At 49.5% G+C, this 21,712-nt stretch carries 2 protein-coding genes; both read left to right on the plus strand.

The genetic code is table 11. From position 1 onward, the window contains the following. The first annotated feature begins 3 nt into the window (after positions 1-3). The gene (locus MKY92_RS12865; RefSeq protein WP_339301032.1) at positions 4-11,676 is read left to right on the plus strand and encodes an SDR family NAD(P)-dependent oxidoreductase; all 11,673 of its coding nucleotides are present in this window, start codon (positions 4-6) and stop codon (positions 11,674-11,676) included. Beyond that, positions 11,673-21,698 (plus strand): SDR family NAD(P)-dependent oxidoreductase, encoded by a 10,026-nt coding sequence (locus MKY92_RS12870; protein ID WP_339301034.1) that lies wholly within the window; start codon positions 11,673-11,675, stop codon positions 21,696-21,698. The genes MKY92_RS12865 and MKY92_RS12870 overlap by 4 nt, the downstream gene beginning before the upstream one ends. The last annotated feature ends 14 nt before the right edge of the window (positions 21,699-21,712 follow it).

The raw sequence follows: 21,712 nt of genomic DNA on the forward strand, positions 1-21,712 counted from the left end.
TCGTTGATAGGTCGCAATCAAGAAACATACGTGCAACGTTTAAGCCACAGCAACGCCATCGTTCAGGATCATCGTGTACACGGAATTTGTACGTTACCCGGGGTCACCCTACTGGATATGATCTATCGTTTGTCGGTTTTATATTTAGAGACACACTCTGTCGAATTGCGGCATATTTTGTTTACAACGCCCATTGTGACATCAGAGCAATTTGATCGCGAGATTGCTGTGACGTTCTCACCTGTACCTTCAGAGTTGCAATGGAGGGTAACCATTACAAGCAACAAAGTGATGAATGGTACCATCGATCAGGGCAGTGAAGAACAACATATGCAATGTACGATGTTTCTTGTTGATCCTGAGTTTAATCCACCCGTGATCCATGTTCAGGATCTGAAAACTCAATCCCGAGATCAGTGGAGCATGGATGAGGTTTATCAATTGGCGCGGCAGGTCAACATCGAGCATGGGCCATTTATGCAAACTTCAGGGGTCGTCTACCAATATGAGAATCAGGAGCTTATGTGTCTGAATCTCAGTGAGCAGGCTTCCGTTTACTCCAATGAATTTTATGCACATGCAGCTTTTTTGGATGGGGCAACTTTTGCGGGCTCCTCATTTCGTTTAAAGGAAAAAGCACAGGGGATGTTTGATGATCAGACTCCCTATATTCCTTTTATGATTGAACGCTTCTGTATTTATGGTCCGTTACCTGACACCATTGGTGTGTACTCGCTCGCTCGACCATTGATAAACGATAATTCTGTCTCATCACCAGATCTGATTTCTACAGATATTAGAGTGGTTGATTCTGCTGGCAAGTCCTTGGTTGAATTTGAGCGTTTAACCGCTAAACGTATTCGTAATCCTCATTTGATACAGAAATGGGCCGAAGTACATCAGAATCCAAATGGGGTAGAAGGCTCAGGTTCAGAGGATACATCTGTACCAGAGCTGGCCACACAGGTCAATATACAAGATTCACCTGTCAGCATAGATGATACATCCGAACTATCGAATCAGCGAAGAGGTGTTCCAGAAGGGAACACGAAGCAGGTTGCGGGCTACTTAAAGGTAGAGATAGGCAAAGTGCTTGGAACATCTGAAGCGAATTTGGACACAGAGCTGGGATTTTATCAGATGGGACTGGATTCCTTGCAGCTTATCAACCTTTCAAGGACGCTGGAGAACAAAGTGAAGGAACAGCTTTACCCCACGCTGTTATTTGAATATTCCAATATTAAGTCTCTTGCTGCATACCTGCACCAACATTGGCCTGAGGCATTTACTGAAAATCAGTACACGGAGAGCAAAGCTTCGGCCAGCAAGGCAAGCATCAAAACATCAGAACTCAATCATGATCGGGGAAAGAGCGATGATTACTCATCTGTCATGCTCGAACCCTTCTGGGAAGAGGCCACGCTGCGTATGCGTAACACCTCCAACACAGTGCGGAGCCACGTTATTATTCTTTGCGAGCAGGCAATTGGACATGATCAAATGATCAAGGAATGTTTTCCGCAATCAGAGGTTGTCACACTAACCAGTGAACGTACCATGCCACAGTCATTTGAACAAATGTGCGAGCAATGTATAGTCTGGCTTCAGAATTACATGCAGCAGTTTCCCAAAGTGGAGACCCATATTCAAATAATTGGTCCGTCAGGAACGGGCACTGATTTTTCAGGCGCGATGGGAGCCCTTTTAAGAACAGCTCATGCAGAGAACCCTCATCTGCATGGACAGATCATCACGGTGAATGATATTCATAACGTTACAAGAACCCAATGGGCGGACTGGTTGGATAAAGAGCGAGTAACACATTCCTCGGGAGTCAGTGAAGTGTGTTACACCGGAAAATCTCGTGTGCGGATGGTGAAAAAATACCGTGAGAAGCCGATACCGATGCTGCAGAAAAGCCAGTATGTTGCAAAAGATGGTGTTTATCTGATTACTGGTGGATTGGGTGGATTAGGCTTGATGGTAGGTCGCCATTTGGCTGAGCAAGGGAGGGTTACATTGGCGCTGGTGGGGCGTTCTTCTCTTGGCAAAAAAGAGTCCGATAAGATATCGGAGTTGAAGAGTCTGGGAGCGGATGTTCATTATTTTCAGGCAGATCTAACGCATAGCGAGCAGACGAGTCATGTCATCCAGCAGATTCGGACCAGTCTGGGAGTTATTCGGGGAATCATACATTGTGCAGGAGTTACCCGGGACCAATTCATTTTACAGAAAACAAAAGAGAATATTTCGGAAGTGCTAGGCCCTAAAGTGAGCGGACTTTGGTACCTGGATGAATATACTCGTGATCAACCACTGGACTTTTTTATTTTATTCTCTTCACTATCGGCTGTGCTCGGGAATATGGGACAAGCAGATTATGCTTGTGGTAACGCTTTTATGGATCGGTTTGCAGAGCGGCGTCAGCAACAGGTTGTGGCAGGACAGCGATCAGGCAGAACCCGTTCAATTAATTGGCCTCTATGGGCGAATGGAGGCATGTCGATCGATCCAGTTTACGAGCAGCAGTTGGAAGTCAAAACGGGATTGGCCCCGCTGCCTCAAGACGAAGGAATGCAACTGTTCGATTCGCTTATGATGAATGCATCAACGCAGACTGTTGTGATGTATGGTAAACCTTCGTTTATCCGAAGTTTTGCACAAACTACTATCCATGTGGAGGGCCCTTCTGCAGCAAAAGTTTTAAATCATGAGGTTCCTCGAAAAGAAAAGCGACCATCGGAAATGCATACAGAAGATATAGCCATTATTGGTGTGGCTGGCCGCTATCCGATGGCTCGGAATGTGGATGAATTTGCTGCCAATCTGTTATCAGGTAAGGATTGCATTACAGGTTTTCCCAGAGATCGTTGGGAACAGGGGCGGTTTTTGTATACGCCGGATTCATATTATCAGTTTGGGGGATTCATCGATAAGATTGATGAGTTCGATCCACTATTTTTTAATTTATCTCCCCGTCAGGCGGAGATGATGGACCCCCAGGCAAGACTTTTTCTGGAGACGGCATGGGAAGCCTGTGAAGATGCGGGATTTCGCGTTGAACGCAGTCAGCACCAGGATACTTCAACAGGTACCCGGAGTGTGGGTGTATTTGCCGGCGTATTCTGGAATCATTATGAGCTGTTTGCATCGGAACTGACAGATCGCGGTGTACCTACATCCTTGGGGGTCAGCGCAGCATCCGTTGCAAATATGGTATCGTATTGCATGAATTTCCATGGTCCTTCTCTTGCGGTAGATACCATGTGTTCCTCCGCATTAACGGCCATTCATCTGGCCTGCGAAAGCATTCGAAATGAGGAATGTGAGTATGCTCTTGCAGGCGGAGTCAACGTCATTACGCATCCGCATCGATACATGTTTTTAAAAGAGGCACAGCTGTTGTCATCCGATGGACGTTGTCGCAGTTTTGGAGAGGGCGGAGATGGATATGTGCCGGGTGAGGGAGCCGGAACGGTGTTGCTGACCAGTCTGAGTCATGCCGAAGAGCAAGGCTATTCCATCTATGGTGTTATTAAAGGGTCTGCAATCAATCATGGAGGAAAAACATCAGGCCCAACGGTGCCAGACTCAACAGCACAGTCGGAAGTTATTAAACATGCATTCAAACGTTCAGGGGTTGATCCTCGAACGGTCAGTTATTTTGAGACACACGGCACAGGAACGTCCCTCGGAGATCCGATCGAGGTACAGGGACTGAACAAAGCATTGGCGGACTGGTCACTGCCGGAACAGAGTTGTGCAATTGGTTCACTGAAGTCCAATATCGGGCATTTGGAAGCGGCTGCGGGTGTGGCTGCGTTAACCAAGGTACTGTTACAGATGAAACACAATCGGATTTTTCCTTCCTTACATGCGGAACGTCTGAATCCGTACATTCCTTTTCAGAACACTCCTTTTTATGTGGAGAGGGAAGGAAGAGATTGGAGAAATGTGAAGGCAGATCGTAACAATCCAGAAACGGGACCTTTGCGAGCAGGTATTAGTTCCTTCGGGGCAAACGGCAGTAACGCCCATTTGATTGTTGAAGAATATGCATCAACAGCAGTAAATTCCAGTTCGGATTCCGAGTCCGAGCTTCCAGTCATTGTTCCGTTATCTGCCAAAAGTCAAACAAGTCTGCTTGATCATGTGCGCGACATGATGAATTATCTCTCCACCAGTAAGGAACATCAAAATTCCGCCGCCACACTGGGAATCAAGCTATCCAATCTGGCATACACGCTGCAGGTGGGCAGAGAGCATATGCGATACAGGGTTGCCTTTGTTGTCAGTTCTCTTGAAGAGCTGAGAAGGAAATGTACAGAGTATGTGCAAAGCAAAGACCAAGGCCAGCGGATTGGATCTTTGAACAGTCGGGTTGGTTATGAGGGAGAAGTCAGGCTTCAAGAAGATGCGATCACAGAACTGTTTCAATCAGATGAAGACATTCGGACAGCAATCGAAATATGGATGAACAAAAGAAAGATGGCTTCAATCGCTGAAGTATGGGCCAAAGGAATAACCATTGATTGGAACAGCATGTACCAGAAGGACAGCAGGCCTACTCGAATCAGTCTCCCTACCTATTCATTTCAAAGAGAACGCTATTGGGTCCCCATGGTCCATGCAAAAAGGGAGAGCGGGACTGCAGGTTTCGGCAAAAAGGTTACAGTTCTGCACTCCATGCTGCACCATAACCGCTCAGATCTGCTGCGGGGCCAGTGGTACAGTAGTCAGTTCAATGGCAATGAGCCTTTCCTAAGCGATCATGTGGTACAGGGGCACAAGCTGCTTCCAGCTGTTGTTCAGCTGGAGATGGCCCGGGCAGCAGCGGCGCATGCAGCGAATTGGCCTCCGCTCACACACAGTCTGCTGCTGCGGCATGTAATGTGGAGCAGGCCGCTCGTTGTTGGAGAGGAGCCTCTGGAGGTTCATCTGGCGCTTGAGGCTGAGGCAGATGAGAGCTTGTCCTATAAAATATCGGCAGCGTCATCAATTGAATCTGGAGAAGCGGTGTATAGTCAAGGGCGTGTAAGTGTGGGACGACCTCTCGCAGAAGCCGTGCAAACCTTGGATTTGCACGCTGTGCGCAGCCGGTGTACAGAGGGACAGGCCAGTGGAGCAGTTTGTTATGAAGCATTCCGAAAACTGGGTCTGGAGTACGGTCCGTCCCATCAGACCATTGCCGAATTGCAATGGGGGGCAAACGAGGCCTTGGCGCAGCTGCGTCTGCCACAAGCGCTCTTCGAAGGGCAAGGTGACACCGTGCTGCATCCCGGTATGGTGGATGGGGCCTTGCAAGCATCCATCGCCCTGCTGGCCGGAGATCAGATCGCGGAAGTGCTGAGATCCACTACTCTGGAGGGTGCAGTAAGCTTGGAGAGCACGGCCCTTGCGAGCACAACAGAACGACATGGGAACCCGCCCGCTTCCGCTCCTTTGCCTTTTGCGCTGGAGGAGGCGGAAGTGATATCTCCTTGCCAGGCGCACATGTGGGCGGTGGTGCGTGTTCGCCCCGAGCGAGCGGCATCTTCCGCTGCGGAGGCTAGCGTCCGTAAACTGGATCTGGAGCTGTGCGATTCAGAGGGACAGGTTTGCATTCGACTGCGGGGCGTGACCTCGCGTGTGCCCGAAAGCCGGGAAGGTGTGCTGCTGGTGCAGCCCGAGTGGCAGGAGCTGCCGAAGCGCTCCCTACCGGCTGAAGCTGTGGGGGTTGAACCCGCGGTGCTGCTGTGTGATTGGGCCCCGCAAGACTTCGCGGCTGCGGATGTGTCCTGGAAGCAGATGGTGTTAACGGGGGCGTTGGAGGCGCGGTACGGACAGGCTGTTCAGGCCATTCTGCACCATGTGCAGCAGCAGCTTGCGATGCAGCGAAGCCACCGGATGGCTGTGCAGGTCGTCGTGGCGGGAGATGAACAAGGGAGACGGTTCGCCGGCCTGAGCGGGCTGCTGCGGACGGTGCGACTGGAGCATCCGGGCTGTCTGGCACAGCTTGTCGAAGTCCGGCCAGAGACATCGGCCGCCATATTGACCGAGCAGTTGCACCAGTGTGCGCTCCATGCGGAGGAGAGCCACCTGCGTTGGGAAGCGGGTGAGCTGAAGCGAGCGGGCTGGCAGGCGGTTGACGTGGACATGGATACGAATGTGGATATGGATATGGATGAGATGACGAATGGGAATGCAGAGACAGAGGTGAAGACAAAGCGGAAGAGCGGCTTCCCACTGTTGTCTCCTTGGAGAGACGGAGGCGTGTACGTCATTACAGGCGGAGCCGGTGGCCTGGGACGGATCTGGGCCCGGGAGATTTCAGCCCAAACGGAAGGCAGTACGCTCATATTGACTGGTCGATCCCCGGCGATGCCAGAGGCGGTACAGCGAGAGATGGCGCAGCTTCCTGCCCGGGTGCTTTATGAAGCAGTGGACGTTACCGATCGGGAGGCGGTCCACGGACTGTTCGGGCGTATCCGTCAGCAGTATGGCTGGGTGAACGGGGTGCTGCATTGTGCCGGAGAAATCCGGGACAGTCTGATACGGTACAAAACGGAATCCGACTGGCAGGCCGTGCTGGCCCCGAAAGTAAACGGTATACGGAATCTGGAAGAAGCGATCGGGACCGAAGCGCTGGATGTGCTGTTGCTGTTCTCCTCGGGTGCAGCGGTGACGGGGAATGCAGGGCAGGGTGATTATGCCGCCGCGAATGGGTATATGGATGCGTATGCGGTGAACCGAAATGCGCGGATGAAACGCGGGGAGTGTCAAGGGCGAACCTTGTCCATTAACTGGCCGTTGTGGGAAGAAGGCGGAATGCAGCTGGAGGAAGAGGGGAAGCAGCGTCTGTGGAAACAGCATGGACTGAGACCGCTGGGAACCGCGTCGGGAGTAAAGGCGTTGTATCAGGCCTGGGAGAGTGGAAGCAGTCAGGTAGCGGTGGCGGAAGGCAAGCTGTCGGTGCTGCGAAGAAGCCTGCTGGAGCCGGGATATTCGGGGTCGGGCCAACCGATCGAGCCGGTAAAGTCAGACAAGCTTGAATCGATGTCGGAACCGTTATCCACCAAGCTTGGAGCCCCTCTGGCGGGAGGCATGACCCAACAGGAAGCTGTATCTGTGCTCACGTTGGAAGTGGCCGCTTTGTTGAACGTAGGGGAGCAGGACGTGGACCCGGACATGGACTGGAGTGAATATGGTTTGGACCCGGTGCAATGGAGTGAACTTTCCCGCAGACTGCTGGCCCGGCATGGATGGGATATTTCTGCAGAGACACTGTTGGAACAAATGAGCCTCCACGCAACCGCTGAGCAGTTCGTGGGTCCATTAAACCTTTCCAAGAGTTCAACAGCAGATATATCTGTGAGTATCGAGGATACGGAAGAGGTTACTGGACTTGAAGGCAATCTGGAGGATCAAACCATCCTTTGGTTAATTAAAACATTGGCACCCGTGATTGGCTTGCCAGAATCAAGGATTGAGCCGGATGTCCCGCTGGAGCAGTATGGTATCGATTCGCTGCTCATTATGAAGATGACGGACGTATTGGAGAATGAATTGGGGTCTCTGTCCAAAACGCTGTTCTTTGAATATCAGACCCTGAGGGAGCTAAGTCATTACTTTATGAACATTCATCAGGTGCGTTTGGATAAGCTGCTTCAGCAACGAGGGATGAAACCAGCCGGAATGACACAGAAGAATGTGCTAGCGAATTTACAGAATGTGTCGGACTCCCAAACACACGCACCAACACACGCCGTGATGTCGAAACGAACGCTGCTGACAGGAACCCCATTCGAACCCGAAGCCGAACCTATTTTGAAAAAAACGGACCCGGACCTGTCCATTCATATGGACTCACCTTCTGATGGTGAAAAGGGCAAGAATAATCAGCATCAGGATATTGCCATTATCGGAATGGCGGGCAGATATCCTGGTGCCCGTAATATCGGTGAATTCTGGCATAACCTGCGTAGTGGTATGGACAGTATTACCGAGATTCCATCTGAACGTTGGGATCACGGGCAGGTGTATAACCCAGAGCCAGGAATTCCAGGCAAAACTTATGGCCGTTGGGGTGGTTTTTTGGATGGTGTGGATGAGTTTGATCCGTTGTTTTTCAAGGTATCTCCTCGTGAAGCCGAAACAATGGACCCTCAAGAACGACTTTTTTTGCAGTGTGTATATGAAACACTGGAAGATTCGGGATACACAAGACAAAGCTTGAGCACGGAGAAAGTGGGCGTCTATGTAGGTGTGATGTATGAGGAGTATCAGCTCTATGGGTCCCAGAACTTCATGGCATTCAACGGTAATCCTTCTTCCATTGCCAATCGGGTTTCGTATTTCTGTAATTTTCGCGGACCAAGCATGGCCGTGGATACAATGTGTTCGTCGTCATTAACATCCATTCATTTGGCCTGTCAAAGCCTGAGACAGAACGAGTGCCAGGTAGCTGTAGCTGGCGGTGTGAATGTGTCGGTCCATCCCAACAAATATATTCTTTTGTCTCAAGGGAAGTTTCTGTCCAGCAAAGGACGGTGTGAAAGCTTTGGCCAAGGTGGGGACGGCTATGTTCCGGGTGAAGGTGTCGGCGCGGTTCTGTTGAAACCGTTGGCGAGAGCCATAGCGGATGGGGACCGGATTTACGGTGTGATCAAAGGATCGGCGCTGAATCACGGGGGGAAAACCAATGGATACACCGTGCCAAATCCCAACGCACAGGCTGAGGTTATCGGTGACGCCTTGCTTGAAGCAGGTATTGATCCGCGAACGATCAGTTACGTGGAGGCGCATGGAACAGGAACCTCGCTCGGGGACCCTATTGAAGTGGCCGGTTTAACAAAAGCATTTCAGCGGACGGTCCAATCCAACTTCAAGTGTGCCATCGGTTCAGCCAAATCCAACATTGGTCACTGCGAGAGCGCAGCAGGCATTGCTGCGGTAACCAAAGTGTTGCTGCAGCTGCAGCATGGGGAACTCGCGCCATCCTTGCACGCGGAAGAGACCAATCCAAACATTGATTTTACCCAGAGTCCATTTGTGGTTCAGAAGTTGCTCGAACCATGGAAGCGCCCGGAACTAGATGGAGTGCAGATCCCAAGACGTGCAGGCGTATCTTCATTTGGAGCTGGGGGTGCCAATGCACATATCATCATTGAAGAGTATACCCAGACAGGTATGGACTCGGAACAGATAACAGTTGGCAAAGATCACCCTAAATCTCCTGTTATCGTTGTGCTGTCCGCAAGAAATCAGGAACGACTCTTGGCAAAGGCCAAAGACTTACTTGAGGCGTTATACACCGGAATATATGTGGATTCGGATATGAGGGACCTGTCCTATACTTTGCAAGTTGGACGTGAATCGATGGAAGAGCGTCTGGGCTTGCTGGCGGCGTCCATAGAGGAACTCATTGCGAAACTAAAAGAGTATGTTGAACAGGCAAACAATCTGGAAACACAAACTTCGCAAATGGTTTTTTATACCGGTCATGTGAAAAAGGGTAAAGAGATGCTTTCCATCCTTAGTCGGGATGAGGATATGGAAGAAATGGTGAACCGGTGGATTCAGAAGGGCCAGCATGAGAAATTACTGGATTTATGGGTGCAGGGTCTGAACCTGGACTGGAATACATTATATGGTGCTGAGGGTAAACCCCAACGGATCGCCCTACCGACCTATCCATTTGCAAGAGAAAGATACTGGATCCCACAGCAATCTCAGGGCAACACGATAAGTGAATCAAAAGTTAAGCAGGAGGAACCTCCTCTTGCAAACCCATCGGAGCCATCGGACCATAATCTTATGCTGACCCCAATATGGGAAGTAGTCGAAAAGACTGAAAAGTCCGAATTCAATCCTGGAAATAAACGATGGCTGGTCATTGGAGGTACAACGGAGCAATGGGAGATGGTTCATCAGATCCATGCAAAATCAATCCGTATGGATGCGGAAACTGCTGTAGATCCCGTCAGTCTGATGAATGCCTTGAAAAAGGTCGATACGATTGATCATATCATTTGGTTATCCAATCATATGTCTCTCCCTCCAACGTCACTGAATCATATGATATTGGCACAGAATATGGGCGTGAAAAATGTGTTTCGAATCATTAAAGCCATGATTCAATTGGGATATGGTCATCGTCCGTTGGAATGGTCATTCTTAACCTGTCAGACACAATCCGTATGGTCTAGCGACCCGGTTAATCCTGCGGATGCCGGAGTTCATGGTCTTGCCAGCTCAATGGCGCAGGAGTTTCCACAATGGTATGTGCGTCTTGTGGATTTGCAAGCTGGTAACATCAATGAACGTTCCATTCGTGGAGCGCTCTCACTGGAACCGAAAAGTAAAGGGGATCTCCAGGTCCATCGAAACAACCGCTGGTACAGTCAGGAACTTGTTCGCCTGGAGAGCAATGCCCCTCAGGACAACAACAATTATCGTTATGGTGGAATATATGTTGTCATTGGCGGGGCCGGCGGGATCGGAGAAGTATGGAGTGAATATATGATTCGGACCTATCAGGCGAGAGTGATATGGATCGGGAGAAGTGAATACAACGACGAGATACGGAATAAACAGAATCGTTTGTCAGCTCTGGGGGCTGCTCCCGAATATATTTCGGCCAATGCAGCCAGTGAAGAGGAATTAATGAGTGCGTATGAAACGATCAAAAGCCGGTTCAAGACCATAAATGGTATTGTGCATTCAGCAATTGTTTTGCAAGATGGCAGTCTGGAGCAGATGACAGAGGAACAGTTTCAACATGTATTTGTCGCCAAACTGGATGTAAGTGTTGGGATGGCAAACATATTTGCGAAAGAAAATCTGGACTTTGTCCTTTTTTTCTCATCTATGAACTCTTTTACCAGACAACCAGGCCAGAGCAATTACTCGGCGGGCTGTATGTTTAAAGATTCGTTTGCGCATTGGTTGCGACAATCCTGGACATGTCCGGTCAAAATTATGAACTGGGGTTTCTGGGGGAGTGTAGGCCGTGTGGCTTCATTGGAATACAGGGAACGCATGAACCGGATGGGTGTGAGTTCAATTGAGGGGCCAGAAGCGATGGAAGCCTTGGAGATGCTCATGAGCATAGATCTTACACAGGCTGCCTTGTTAAAAACAAAAACAAATTTGATTCCTGGAATCAATATGCAAAAATCTGTACAAGTCTATATGTCGGATCAGCCTCTAAAGGCAAGCAGGCCAGTGACTCGTGACCTCGTGCATACCTCTCATCCAGACAAGAATCCAAGCCATTTGCTCCAAGAGATGGAGCCATTGCTTGCAAAACTGATGTGGGTGCAGCTGCAAGCCTCCGGTTGGTTTGAATCCGATGTTAGCTCCGGCACTCTGGCTGAATTAACACAGAATTTGTCGGACACCTATGCGCATTGGATCAGAGGAAGTTTGACCGCGCTAGTCCGTTACGGCTATCTGATGAAAACCGATTTTGGTTACAGGGTATGCAATTACGACGAGCCGAATGCCGAAACGGCTTGGCAGGAATGGGAGCATAACAAACCCGGATGGATCAAACACCACGGCGCGGAATCACAAATCAGATTGGTTGAAACGATGCTGAAGGCGCTGCCAGATATTATCGGCGGAAAATGCCTAGCAACCGAGATTATGTTTCCTGATTCCTCTATGGAATTGGTCGGGGGGATATACACGTGAAAATAAACCGTTATAACGAAGTGCTTGCTGAAACAGCACTACATTATGTGCAGCATAAAATCCAGTTGGACAGCTCTGCTCTCCGCATGATGGAGATTGGGGCGGGAACCGGAGGAACAAGCGCAGCCGTTTTGCACAGACTGAAACCGGTGGAACAACATATTCAAGAGTATGCATATACGGATGTATCCCAAGCATTCCTTTTGCATGGTGAACAGAAGTATGGAGCAGGCAGGTCATTCCTGAATTATCGTATGTTTGATGTTCGTTATGCTCCGTCTGCCCAACAGATAGACACCGGTGCCTATGATGTGGTCATCGCAGCCAATGTGCTGCACGCAACTCCCGATTTGCGGACAACACTGCGTAATGTGAAGGCTCTGCTAAAACAAGGCGGAATGCTGTTAATTAACGAGATTAGCAGCAATTCCCTTTTTACTCACCTTACCTTTGGTTTATTGGATGGATGGTGGCTGTATGAGGACCCCGAGCTTCGTCTAACCGATTCTCCCGGAGTAGCACCTCATGTATGGGAACAGCTGTTACTGGAAGCGGGTTTTCATTCTATCGAATTTCCTGCACAAGATTGGCACGAGGAAGGGCAGCAGGTCATTGTGGCATACAGTGACGGCATAGTAAGGCAGATCGACGCGGAAGTTACTCCAGTTGGATCATCCAATCAGGCACGGTCTGAATTACAGTCCAATGATTCGTTCTCTCCAGGAAGCCGTCCTGAACTGCAAGAAAAGAAGCCGAGCAAGTCATCTCTTGGTTTGGAGAGCACTTCAGCAACCACATTGAAAGCACATGTAAGAGAGATCGTTACAGATATGCTGTCTGCTTCGCTTAAAGTGAACACCACCATGATTGATTCAGAGGAACCCTTCTCCGAATATGGAGTGGACTCCATTACAGGCGTGCGGCTTATTCAGTCGATCAACGAGGCGTTATCCATATCTTTGCAGGTCTCCATCCTGTTTGATTATAGCTCCATTGAGTTGTTATCCAACCATATCGTTGAAAAGTATAGGGACGGCCTTGTGCAAACCATCGAAAAGATTTCCAAATCTGTAGATCCGGTGGAGTTGAGCTCTAAAGCTACTGCCCCGCATGCATACAAAACAGAAGGTTCATCCGAACACAATCATGACCAGCATTTTGTGTTCCCAGAGTCTTATAGTCCTTTAAAGGTGGAGCGGGGAGATATCGCTATTATTGGGATGAGCGGGCGATTTCCGCAGTCAGATGATATTCATTCCTTATGGGGGAATTTAGTCACAGGAAAGGATCTGGTCGGGAGAGTTACGCGTTGGGATCTATCATCTTATTTTGAAAAGGATACTTCCTTTTGCAGCCATGGTGGATTTTTGGAAAACATAGATGAATTTGATCCTCAATTTTTCAACATTTCAGGTACGGAAGCTGCTCATATGGACCCGCATCAGCGAATTTTTCTTGAGGAATGTTGGAAGGCGCTGGAGGATGCTGGATATGCAGGGCAGGCAGTTGCCGGGCTGAAGTGTGGTGTATACGCAGGATTTAATGAGCTTGATTACCGGACACTGCTTGGAACGAATCCTGTTCCGCAGGCATTCTGGGGTAACTCGGGTTCAGTCATTCCTGCTCGAATCGCATATTATCTGAATTTGCAGGGCCCTGCTATTGCAGTGGATACGGCATGTTCAAGCTCACTCGTATCGGTTCATCTGGCTTGTCAGGGATTATGGTCTGGGGAGACGGAAATGGCGCTTGCCGGAGGAGTCTTTATACAGTCCACCCCAGGTTTTTTCATTGCATCCAACCGGGCCGGCATGCTCTCAACGACAGGAAAATGTCATACCTTCGACCAGCGGGCAGATGGATTTGTGCCTGGAGAAGGTGCAGGAGTTGTAGTTCTGAAGCGTTTGAGTGATGCTTTGCGTGACAGGGACAACATCCATGGGGTTATTCGCGGTACAGCCATTAACCAGGATGGAGCCTCGAACGGGCTCACCGCGCCGAGTGCGAAGTCTCAGGAGCAGCTCATGAGAGAGGTCTACAATCGTTTTGACATCCATCCTGGAAATATCCAACTGGTTGAAGCCCATGGAACGGGAACTAAATTGGGAGATCCCATTGAATACAGTGCGCTTGTGAAAGCGTTCCGGTCGTACACCGAAGAGGAAAATTACTGTGCTCTTGGTTCAATCAAAACGAATATTGGACATGCTGCGGCCGCTGCCGGTGTAGCTGGACTGATTAAAATTTTACTTTCCTTAAAACATGCAAAAATTCCAGCTTCCCTTCATTTTCAGGAAGGCAATGAACACATTCCGTTTGCAAGCAGTCCTTTTTACATCAATACAGAGACAATCGATTGGATCACACCGCCAGGTATTAAAAGGATGGCCGCAATCAGCGCTTTTGGCTTCAGTGGAACGAATGCGCATATGGTCATTGAACAAGCACCTGTCATGGGAAGTCAGAAGGTCAATCGTCCCGGGAACCTGATTGTTTTATCGGCTCAGTCACAGGAACAATTGGAAGTTCAAGTCAAGCAACTGGTTAGCTTCTGCAAAGAACAATCCGATGTGAGCTGCTGGGATATGAGTTATACATTGCTCATGGGACGAAAACATCTGAACTACCGATTGAGCTGTGTTGTCCGTAATGAGCAAGAGTTGATCAGAATATTGGAGAAGTGGCTTGAAAAGGGAGCCGCAGCAGAAGTTCAGGTGGTGGAACTGTCACATACACTGCGCCCGCAGTCTTCATTAATGCGTTATGGAAATGAATGTTTGCAGAATTGTTCGGAATCACCGAATTCGGCCGAATTTACGGAAAAATTAGCAGCAGCAGCAAGCTTATATATGCAGGGATATCATCTTGATTTTGAATTGTTGTTTAAGCATGCGCCCGCAGGACGAATCTCACTGCCCGTGTATCCGTTTGCCAAGGATAAGTACTGGATTGATGCTGGTCACCTACCAACAAATGATCATACGATCCAACAACATGCTAACCAGAGCATAGAGGACTCAAACCAGTTGCTTCATCCTTTGCTGCATCGTAATACTTCGAATTGGGCTGCCCTCCAATTCAGTTCCACCTTTGATGGTGAGGAGCTTTTCCTGAAGGATCATGTCGTGCAAGGGGAAAGTGTATTTCCGGGTGCAGCCTATCTGGAGATGGCTCGTGCTGCAGTGGAAATGGCTCATACGCATGATGATCTAGAACGGATATGGATAAGTCTGAGCCATATCGGCTGGTATGGTCCACTACAGGTGAACAATGAGCCTGTTCAGGTTGACGTCTTGCTTCATCCGCTTGAACGGGGAGCAATCGAGTTTCGGATACAGAGCCAAGGTGCGGAAGAGACTGTTGTTCACTGTCTTGGGCAAGCGGCAATGATGGAGCCGCAGGAAGTTGGACAGACAGATCTGACACAGATCAGAGCCCAATGCACCGAAGGGTTTTATACAAGAGAGGGTTGTTACAACCAGTTTAAACAAATGGATCTGCAATACGGGGATTATTATCAGGGAATTGAAGAGTTGTACATCGGGACCAATCAGGCGCTTGCCAAACTGAGCCTTGCAGGAGGGTTTTCCCATGAATATGGCGGAGGTCAGCTTCACCCTGGTCTTACAGACAGTGCCTTACAGGCATCCATTGGACTTCTGTTGGTGGCAGCAGGAGGTCCACCTGTTACAACACCGGTTCCGTTTGCCATGGAGCAAGTGGAGATTTGGGGAAACAGTGCATCATTAATGTGGTCGCATGTTCGCGTCTGTACTCCGAATGACGCTCTAGTTGAAACGAAAAAGGTTGATATTGATGGATATGACGATAAGGAACAGCTTGTCCTTCGAATCAAGGGGCTGACGTTCCGCGAGCTTCCTAGACAGGTAGAGCAGCATGGGGATGAAGGGACTTTGCTGGCTGAACCCTACTGGAGAGTGGCACCTGCTGACACATTTGCCGGAGGTGTTTCCGGGAATGAGACCTTAACCGTGGACAATCATGTGGTGCTTTTATTCGAAGATAGCAATCACAGTTATCCAGGAATTGAGAAATATTTACAGCTATTTTCCATTCAAAGTGTACGTATTCCGTCAACGGATTCCAAACAGTCTTGGGACAAATTATTTACCAACAGCGCATTGCGGGTGCTTGAAGAGATCCAGCTTCTTCTGATGCAGGCAGTGTCCCATGTTAACGATGAAAAATGGCTGCAAATTGTCATTCCTGGCGAATTGTCGTTGTATCAGGGATTTGCTGCTATGTTAAGAACGGCCGAGCTGGAGAATCCATTCTTTCATGGTCAGGTTATTGAAATTTTGAATGAAACGGAATCGGAGATGCTGGCAAACATGCTCGTAGATAATCGGGCCTACCCGGAGCATGGTTTAATCCGTTATAAGAGTACACCAGGGCAATCAGGTATTGGGCTTCGTCATGTTCAGAACTGGAAAATGATTGAACATGATCCATTTGAAAGTGCATTCGACATCCCATGGAAACCCGAAGGGGTCTACGTTATTACCGGGGGAGCAGGTGCTCTCGGGATTATCATGGCTGAAGAAATAGCGCTTCATGCACCCTCCTGCACCATTGTTGCTGTAGGGAGAGCATCCTTGTCAACCATTCGGAAGCCATTGGATGCTTTACGTGAGAAAGGAATAAACCTTCTTTACAGACAAGGGGATATTTCGGATCGACAGACCGTGCAAGAATTAGTGAGTTCATTCAAGATGGAGTTTGGTAAGTTGAACGGGATCATTCATTGTGCAGGAATTATACAGGATGACCCCATTTTTGCTAAAAGAGAGGACGATCTTCGCAACGTTTTTGCACCGAAGGTGTCCGGTATTGTTTATTTGGACGAAGCCACTCGGGAGGACAAACTGGATCTGTTCATCGTTTGTTCGGCTGTTGCCGCGATGTTTGGCAACCCTGGACAAGCCGACTATGCGGCAGCCAACGCTTTTATGGATTCTTTTGCATCTGAACGGCACCAGCGAGTGCAGAAGGGTGAGCGGTACGGGCGGACCTTGTCCATAAACTGGCCGCTGTGGACTGAAGGGGGTATGACGATACCTGAAACCGTTCAGCAAAGGATGTTCCATCGTTACGGTTTGGCGGGAATGGAAACGTCAAGCGGCATACAGGCCTTCTATCGGGCTTTGGCAACAGAAGCTGGACAGATTGCTGTTTTGTCGGGTGATATGACCCGGATCAGGAGGCTTCTACATTCCAAAAACCAACAGGGATCCCTGGTTTTTAATGGTGAGAGCGAAAGACTGGAAACGATGAAAGAAATAAATTCTCCTGTGGGGGAATCAAACCGATCACAGGCAGCTGACAAACCCAAACGAACGGTTCAATTTTTGATCCAAACTCTTGCCGAAGTTATTGGACTGCCCGAGTCTCGCGTTCGAGCGAATGCACCTCTGGAGCAGTATGGAATCGATTCAATCCTGATCATGCAGATGACAAACAAACTGGAAAGTTTATTTGGACCACTGCCCAAAACATTATTTTTTGAATACCAGACAATCGGGGATTTGAGCAGTTACTTTCTACAGGAGCAAGGCGAAAAACTGGACAGGTTGATAAGGGAGGGATATCCCGACACAACTTCAGATGCAGCATCCATACCTTTGGAAGCCAAGCATGTCAAAGTACAGCAGACCTTAGTGCAATCTGTCTTATCCATCCCTGGAGAGACCAGATCGCCCTATCTAACTTTTGGACAGACTCAAACGACTGCACCACGGATGAATGAATCACAGACTAATGTCTCCAGACAGGACACACCTGTCGATACGAAGCAGGATATCGCCATTATTGGTGTGGCGGGAAGGTACCCGGGAGCGCGGAACATCCATGAGTTTTGGGAGAATCTGCGCAGTGGAACGGACAGCATTACCGAGATTCCATCTGAACGCTGGGACCAGGAGCAGGTATATGATTCAGCGCCGGGCACACCGGGCAAGACCTATGGACGTTGGGGCGGATTTCTGGACGGTGTGGACGAATTCGATCCGTTGTTCTTCCAGATTTCTCCTCGGGAAGCCGAGATGATGGACCCGCAGGAACGATTGTTCATGCAGTGTGTGTACGAGACGATTGAGGATGCGGGGTATACGCGGGAGCGTTTGGCTGCCGACATCGTGGGTGTGTACGTCGGCGTCATGTACGAGGAATATCAATTGTATGGGGTCGAGTCCTCAATTGCGCTCTCCGGTAATCCAGCGTCCATCGCCAACCGGGTGTCGTATTTCTGTAATTTCCGCGGACCGAGTCTGGCGGTGGATACGATGTGTTCATCTTCGCTGACCTCCATTCATCTGGCGTGCCAGAGTTTAAGACAGAATGAGTGTCAGGTTGCGGTCGCAGGCGGGGTGAATGTGTCGGTCCACCCGAACAAATATATCATGTTGTCTCAAGGACGATTCCTATCCAGCAAAGGTCGCTGTGAGAGCTTTGGTGAAGGGGGCGACGGGTATGTGCCGGGGGAAGGCGTGGGCGCGGTCCTGTTAAAACCGCTTGCACGAGCCGTTGCAGACGGGGACCGGATTTACGGCGTGATCAAAGGGTCGGCCTTGAATCACGGTGGAAAAACAAACGGATATACCGTGCCGAATCCCAACGCCCAGGCGGACGTCATCGGCCGGGCCTTGCGTGAGGCGGGCGTTGACCCGCGGACGATCAGTTATGTGGAAGCCCATGGCACGGGTACGTCGCTCGGTGACCCCATCGAGATTGCGGGGCTGAGTAAAGCTTTTCAGCAAGATCCGTCGGAAGAGGCCTACTGTGCGATTGGTTCAGCGAAATCCAATATCGGACATGCAGAGAGCGCAGCAGGCGTCGCGGGAGTCACCAAGGTGCTGTTGCAATTACAGCATGGAGAGCTGGCGCCGTCCCTGCATGTGCAGCAAACCAACCCGCATATTGACTTTAGTCAAACTCCATTCACGGTCCAGCGGGAGTTAGATGTTTGGGAACGTCCGAGAGTGGACGGTCAGATTGTACCGCGACGGGCGGGGATTTCCTCGTTTGGTGCAGGTGGAGCGAATGCTCATCTCATTTTGGAGGAATACCGGGAACCCGACCTGACGCGTGAAAAGATGAATGAGCAAAACAAGCAAAACAAGCAAAACGAGCAAAATGAAGTGCCAGGGATGATCGTGCTGTCAGCGAAGAACGAGGAACGGCTGGTCGTGCAGGCCCGTCAGCTGCGAGATGCACTCCGTACCGGACAGAGCAGCTGGAAAGTGAGGGAGATCGCCTATACACTGCAAACCGGACGTGAAGCAATGGAGGCACGGCTGGGTGTGCTGGCGCAAACAATGGAGGAGCTGCTTGCCAAGCTGGACAGCTATGTGGAACAGGTGGGTCAGGCGGAACCAGCAGGCAAAGGAAGCTTGTACTATCAGGGGCATGTGAAGCAAGGGCAGGAGCATCCGGGTTGGTTAACCGATGAGGAAGACATGAAAGAGAATGTGAAACGCTGGCTGTCCCAGGGTCGTTATGAGCATGTACTGGACGCGTGGACACGAGGGGCAGTGATTCAGTGGATGGAGCTATACGGGGACAACAGACAGCAGCACCCGCGCCGAATCAGTCTGCCGGCGTATCCGTTTGCAGCTGAACGTTACTGGGTACCTGAACCCCTTGTCTCAAGAGAACAGAGGAGCAAAGTAATACAACATACAAGTGTACCTATTTTACATCCGCTCGTACATTGCAATACATCCAGCTTTGGTTTGCAACGATATGCCAGTACGTTTACGGGCGAGGAAACGATTTTGGCCCATCATCAGGTCCATGGAGAGAAATGGCTTCCGGGTACAGCCTATCTGGAAATGGCCAGAGCGGCGGTTCAGCAAGCTGTTGGACTTTTCGATGATTCGTTGCAGGTACGGTGTATTCAGAAAGTCACATGGATGACACCTCTACAGGTGGATCAGCCGGTTGATGTTCTCATCGAACTTAAACAGCAGAATGATGAAATCGTAGGTTTTGAGGTCTATAGCTTCACTCATGGATCTGAGCAACTCAAACGAACACATTGCAAGGGTTCCGTTCTGCTGGGGGGAATACAGGCATCCGTTCAACCAAACGGAAACAAACCTTGGCTGGTTGAGAAGGCAGAACGTGTCCTAGCAGGTAAGGAGTGTTATTCCTTGTTTGACGGATTGGGTCTATCCTACGGGTCCGCCTTTCAGGGACTTACACAGCTGTTCATCCAGGATCATCAGGTTTGGGCACAGTTGCGGTTGTCTCCGGCAGTCGGACATACAGAGCCATATGTAATGAATCCATATTTGCTTGATGCGGCGTTCCAGGCCTCCATGGGTCTTTTGCTGAAGCAACATGTGGAGGGGGGCCGAAGTCCTGATTCAGTGCCACTGCCGTTTACACTAGATCAGCTGGAACTCCTGTATCCTTGCACAGAAGAGATGTGGGTGCGTGTCCAACGGATGGATCACTCTTCTGGGGCACAGGGGCTGATCAAGTTTCAGATTGAGATGTATAGTCCGGACGGAAAGTTATGCATTCGGATGACAGAATTGGCATGTAAAGCTCCCACAGCGGATAAGCTTCCTTTATTTCAAAATCCGTTGACGACCGGGGGGACATCTCCTGTTGGACATGTTCTGATGACACCCATATGGAGTGTATTTACGCCGGAGGAGATAGCGCTTCCGCTATCCGTTGGTAACAAGGTGCTCATCATTAGTGACAACGATACAAGTCATAAGCAAGCCCTGAAACTATATCCGGGCGCAATGCATATGTTGCCCCATAACAGCGTACTTGGTTGGAAGGACAACCTGTCGGAGTTTGCCATTCTGGATCACATCATATGGCACGCTCCTACCACCGGTAATGTTTGCATGGCAGATGATTCGATTGTTGAGGGACAGGAGCAGGGGGTTCTTCAGCTGTTCAGAATGATCAAGAGTCTACTAGAGCTTGGATACGGTAATCGAAGCTTGAGTTTGACCCTCATTACGACAAATGCGATCCCATCCTCTCCAATGGATGAAATTAATCCTACCCATGCAAGCATTCATGGTTTTGCGGGCTCTTTGGCCAAAGAATACTCCCGGTGGAGCATAAAACTGCTCGATCTGGAGCATGAGGTTGAATGGGCGGAGACCCAAATGCAAGAACTTCCTTGGAATGGGCAAGGAAACGCCTATCTGTATAGGGATAACGAGTGGTTACGCCAGGAGTTGATCCCGGTAAATGTGCACAATGAACATGCAATTAAGGATGCTTATCGCCAAGAGGGAGTATATGTGGTCATTGGTGGGGCAGGTGGCATTGGACAGGTGTGGAGCGAATACATGATCCGGCAGTACAATGCACGTATTATCTGGATCGGGCGCAGGGAACCTGATTCAAGCATTCAACGTTGTATAGAACGTTTGGAGTCCCTGGGCAGTGCTCCCGAGTACATTGTGGCAGATGCGACAAATGGAGATTCCCTCCAGAAGGCCTATGAGCAGATCAAGCGAAGACATCCCCATATTCATGGTGTAATTCATTCTGCGATTGTATTGCAGGATCAAAGTATCGCCAATATGGAGGAGGATCGTTTTCAAGCTGTCTTATCTGCAAAAGTCGCTGTAAGTGCACGCATGGCTCAGGTATTTGGACAGGATGACCTCGACTTCATGTTGTTTTTTTCATCCTTTAATTCGTTTACCAGGTCTCCTGGGCAAAGCAATTATGCGGCTGGCTGCACCTTCAAGGATGCGTTTGCTCATCAGCTTGCGATGGAGCGTTCCTATGATGTCAAAGTCATCAATTGGGGTTATTGGGGAAGTGTGGGAAGTGTAGCCTCGGAAGAATACAACACCCTTATGAGCAATGCCGGTATCGGTTCTATTGAAGTAGCTGAAGCGATGAAAGCACTGGAAATCCTTTTGACAGGATCACTGGATCAACTGGGGCTTGTCAGAACGACCAGACCTCTTTTTATGCAAGAGCTGAACTTGAACAAAGTTGCATCCCTGAATGGTTAACAGAACGATGTGTT

Source organism: Paenibacillus sp. FSL R5-0623 (assembly GCF_037974265.1).
Lineage (GTDB): Bacteria > Bacillota > Bacilli > Paenibacillales > Paenibacillaceae > Paenibacillus.